This window comes from Corallococcus terminator (assembly GCF_003611635.1).
Classification (GTDB): domain Bacteria; phylum Myxococcota; class Myxococcia; order Myxococcales; family Myxococcaceae; genus Corallococcus; species Corallococcus terminator.
The window spans coordinates 1-4,255 of sequence record NZ_RAVZ01000523.1; the positions used below are offsets into that span (position 1 = coordinate 1).

Sequence of the window (4,255 nt, forward strand, 5' to 3'; positions counted from 1 at the left end):
ACCGCGAATACGCGCGTCACCTCTGGCCGGCTGGCGACGAAGTCCTCCGCCCGCTTGAACAGGCGGTTGGTCTCCTCCAGGCTGCTGCCCACCGCCGTCTGCAAGCGCACCGACATGCGGCCCTGGTCCTGCGACGGGACGAACTCGCCCGGCAGCGCCTTGAACGCGAACGCGCTCAGCACCAGCATCGCCACGGCCACCAGCAGCACCCGGTACGGCCGCACCAGCCCCCAGGCCAGCACGCGCGCGTACAGGTTCTCCAGCTTCGTGAAGGCCTTGTCCACCACCACGCCCACGCGGCTGCGGTGCTCGCGCGACGTCTTGAGCAGTTGCGCGCACCGAGCGGGCGCCAGGGTGATGGCCTCCACGTAGGACAGCAGCACCGCCACGCACAGCGTGACGCCGAACTGGAGGAAGAACCGGCCGATGATGCCCTTCATGAACACGACGGGCAGGAAGATGGCCACCACCGCCAGCGTCGCCGCCAGCGCCGCGAAGGTGATCTCCGCGGTGCCCTCGCGCGCGGCGCGCACCCGGTCCTTTCCCTCCTCCGCGTGCCGGAAGATGTTCTCCAGCACCATGATGGCGTCGTCCACCACGATGCCCACCGCCAGTGCCAGGCCCAGCAGCGTGAACGTGTTGAGCGTGAAGCCCAGGAAGTAGATGACCGCCACCGTGCCCAGAAGCGACATGGGGATGGCCAGCACGACGTTGAGCGTGCTCGACAGCGACCCCAGGAACACCCAGCACACGAACGCGGTGAGGATGCACGCGAGCAGCAGCTCGAACTCAATCTCGTGCACGCTCTCCTCGATGAACTGCGTCGAGTCGAAGTTGATGCTCGCGTTCATGCCCTCCGGCAGGTCCTTCTGGAGGTCCGCCAGCACCTGGCGCACCTCCTTGGCCACGGCCACCGCGTTGGCGCCGCGCTGCTTCTTGATGCCCAGGGCCTGCGCGGGCTCACCGTTGACGCGCGCCAGCCGCCGCTCGTCCTCGAAGCCATCCTCCACGATGGCCACGTCGTGCAGGTACACCGCGCGGCCGGCATCCTCGCGCACCACCACGTCGCGCAGCGTCTCCAGGTCCAACGCCTCGCCCATGAAGCGCACGTTGACCTCGCGGCCCTCCGTCTCGATGCGGCCGGCGGGCAGCTCCACGTGCTCGCGCTGGAGCGCCGCGACCAGGTCCGTGACGGTGAGCCCGTGCGCGTCCAGCTTCTGCGCGTCCACCCAGATGCGCACGTTGCGCTCCAGCAGGCCGCCCAGCATCACCTCGCCCACGCCGGGCACCGTCTGCAGGCGCTCCTTCACGCGGTAGCGGGCGAAGTCGCTCACCACCTGCTGGGAGAAGGGCCCGGACACGCCCAGCCACATGATGGGCTGATCCTCCGGGTTGGACTTGGAGACGACGGGAGGATCGATGTCCAGGGGCAGCCGGCGCTGGGCCTGGCTCACCTTGGTCTGCACGTCCTGGAGCGCCAGGTCCACGTTGCGCGACAGGTCCAGCTCCACCGTGATGTTCGCGCTGCCCTGGCGCGCCGACGAGGTGATGCTCTTGACGCCCTCCACCTGCGTCACGGCCTCCTCGATGAACTCGACGACGTCCGTCTCCACCGCCTCCGGGTTGGCGCCATCCCACGACACGGAGATGTTGATGGTGGGGAAGTCGACGTCCGGGAACTGGCTGATGCCGATGCGCTGGGCCGCCACCAGTCCGAAGATGATCGTGGCCGCCATGATCATCCAGGCGAACACGGGCTTCTTGATGCAGACGTCGGTGATGCTCATGGCCGACCCTCCGTGCCCTGGGCCGTGTCCGTGCGGGCCTCGGGAGCGGGCTGCTCGCCGGTGACCTTCGGCTTGGGGCTCTCCGACACGCGCACGGCGACGCCGTCACGCAGGGCCTCGGCGCCGCGCACCACCAGCGTCTCACCGGGCTTCAGGCCCTCCTTCACCTCCACCCGTCCGTCCGACGTGCGAAGGCCCAACTCCAGGATGCGCTCGCGCGCCTTGTTGTCCGTCACCACGAACGCGAGGAAGCCGCGCTCGCTGGGGCGGATGGCCGTCTGCGGAATCACCGGGCTGCCGCCGCGCGTCTCCACCGGCACGCTCACCGAGGCGAACGCGCCGGGGCGCAGCTTCTGGGCCGCCTCCCCCGTCACCTCCGCCGTCACCGCCACCATGCGGCTCTGGTCGTCCGCGCTCGCGGCCACGTAGGTGATCTTCGCGGTGAACGTCCCGCCCTCCGAGCGCACCGTGAACTTCGCGGGCATGCCCGGCGTGATGCGCGTCACGTCCGCCGCGGGCACGTTGAAGCGCAGGAGCAGCGGCTCCCGCCGCAGGAGCGTGGCCAGCACCACGCCCGGCTGCACGTACTGGCCGGTCTGCACCGTGCGCGTCTGGAGGACGCCGTCCATGGGCGCGCGCACGTAGGCGTCGCGCTGGTTGAGCTGCGCCTGATCCAACATCGCCTTCGCGGAGGCCACGTCCGCCTGCGCGGTGGCGGCGCGGGCCTGGAACGTCTCCAGTTGTTCGGCGGGCAGCAGGCCCGGGCTCTGCGCGTTGACCTCCGCGCGGCGCTGGGCCCCGGCCTTCGCCTCCACCAGCGCGGCCTGGGCCTTCTGAAGCATGGCCTCCGCGGAGCGCACGGCGATGGCGTAGCGCGCGGGTTCGATCTCCGCGAGCGTGTCGCCCTTCTTCACCGCCTGGCCCTCGCTGAAGTTCACCTTCTCCAGCGCGCCCGGCACACGCGCGGTGATCTGCACGCGCTCGAAGGCCTCCACCGCGCCCACGGCGCTGACCGCGTACTCCACGTCGCGCGTCTCCACCGGCGCGACCTCCACCGGGAACTGGATGGGGCCCCGGCCGGACACACCGCCCTTGCCGCCCTTGCCGCCGCCCGCGGCAGCCGCCTCTTCCTTCTTGCAGCCCGGGGCCAGGGACAGCACGGCCAGGGACAGGGCCAGCACTCCAGTGCGTCGCATTGCCTTCACGGTTCCTTCCCCAATGGATTGAGTCCAACAGCGGCCCGGAGGCCCAGCAGCGCCACGCCCAGCCCATAGCGATTCCGGGCCAGCGCGACCTCCGCCTCGAAGAGACTGAGTGACGCGTCCGCCACGGTGAGCGCGGTGGACAGGCCCTGGCGGTACAGGATGCCCGTCTCCGCGGCGTTCTTGCGTGCCGCGCGGGCCGCCTGCTCCGTCTGCGCGAGCGCCGCGCGGGCCGTCTCCAGATTCACCCGCGCCTGTTCGATGTCCACCGACACGCGCCGCGTGGCCGCCTGCGTGTTCAGCTCCGCCGCGTTGGCGTTGGCCACGCGTTCGCGGCGATCCGCGTAGCGCGCGCCGCCGTCGAAGAGGTTCCAGGTGAGATCCACCGTGAGGAAACCATCACCGACGTTGCCGTTGAGACCCGCCTCGTTGGTGAGGCGGAACTGCGCGGTCGCTCCCAGCGTGGGCAGCAGGCGGGCCAGGGGCTCCTTCGCGCTCTCACGCAGCGAGCGCACCCGCAGGCGCGCGGAGAGGATGTCCGGCCGCCGGTCCGTCGCCCCTGCCGTGAGCACGTCCAGCGCGGGCGCGGGACGCGAGGCATCCAAAAGCAGCGGCTCAGGCGGGGCAAGCTCCCCCTGGACGGGCTCGACGAGCAGGAAGCCCAGCTCCAACCGGCTCGTCTCCGCAGTGCCCAGCGCCGCGGCGAGGTTGGCCTCCGCGGTGGCGACCTCCAGCTCCGCGCGGGTGACGTCGTTGGTGCTGGCGAGCCCCGCGGCGGCCCGGGCCTGCGCGTCCGCGAGCCCCTGGCGCGCATAGGCGAGCCGCTGTTCGGCGGCCTGATACACCTGCTGGTTGGCCAGGGTGACGAGGAACGCGTTGGCCGCCGAGAAGGAGACCTGCCGGCGCGACTCCACCGCGTCCAACTGCGCCGCCTCGCTCTCCAGCTTCGCGGCCCGGTACAAGGGGATGCCGCGCGCGTCGAAGAGCGCCATCCGCCCGTTGAAGTTGGCGCCCAGGGCGTTGAACTGCTGGAGGACGACGGTCTGTCCGCCCACCTCACGGGTGGATTCGCGCAGGCGGCGCGTGTAGGTGCCGGTGGCGGTGAGGCTGGGCAGGAAGAAGGCCCGGGCGCGGGCGACGCGGGCCCCGGCGGCCTCCGCGAGCTGTCCCGCGGCGAGGACGGCCTCGTTGCGCTCCGACGCGAGCGCCACGGCGCGCTCCAGCGTCAGCGGGGTGGCGCCGGGCTCCGGGGCCTGGGGCTTGGGG

3 protein-coding genes are annotated in these 4,255 nt (G+C 71.4%); all 3 read right to left on the bottom strand.

What is annotated here, in order from left to right:
* Positions 1 to 1,787: efflux RND transporter permease subunit (locus D7V88_RS39355; RefSeq protein WP_147449072.1), on the bottom strand; the 1,787-nt coding region annotated here is incomplete at its 3' end.
* Positions 1,784 to 2,983, bottom strand: a complete 1,200-nt coding sequence (locus D7V88_RS39360; RefSeq protein ID WP_120545658.1) for an efflux RND transporter periplasmic adaptor subunit — start codon at positions 2,981 to 2,983, stop codon at positions 1,784 to 1,786. The genes D7V88_RS39355 and D7V88_RS39360, both read right to left, overlap by 4 nt.
* A gap of 5 nt (positions 2,984 to 2,988) precedes the next feature.
* The coding region (locus D7V88_RS39365; RefSeq protein WP_147449073.1) for a TolC family protein at positions 2,989 to 4,255 on the bottom strand (1,267 nt) is incomplete at its 5' end.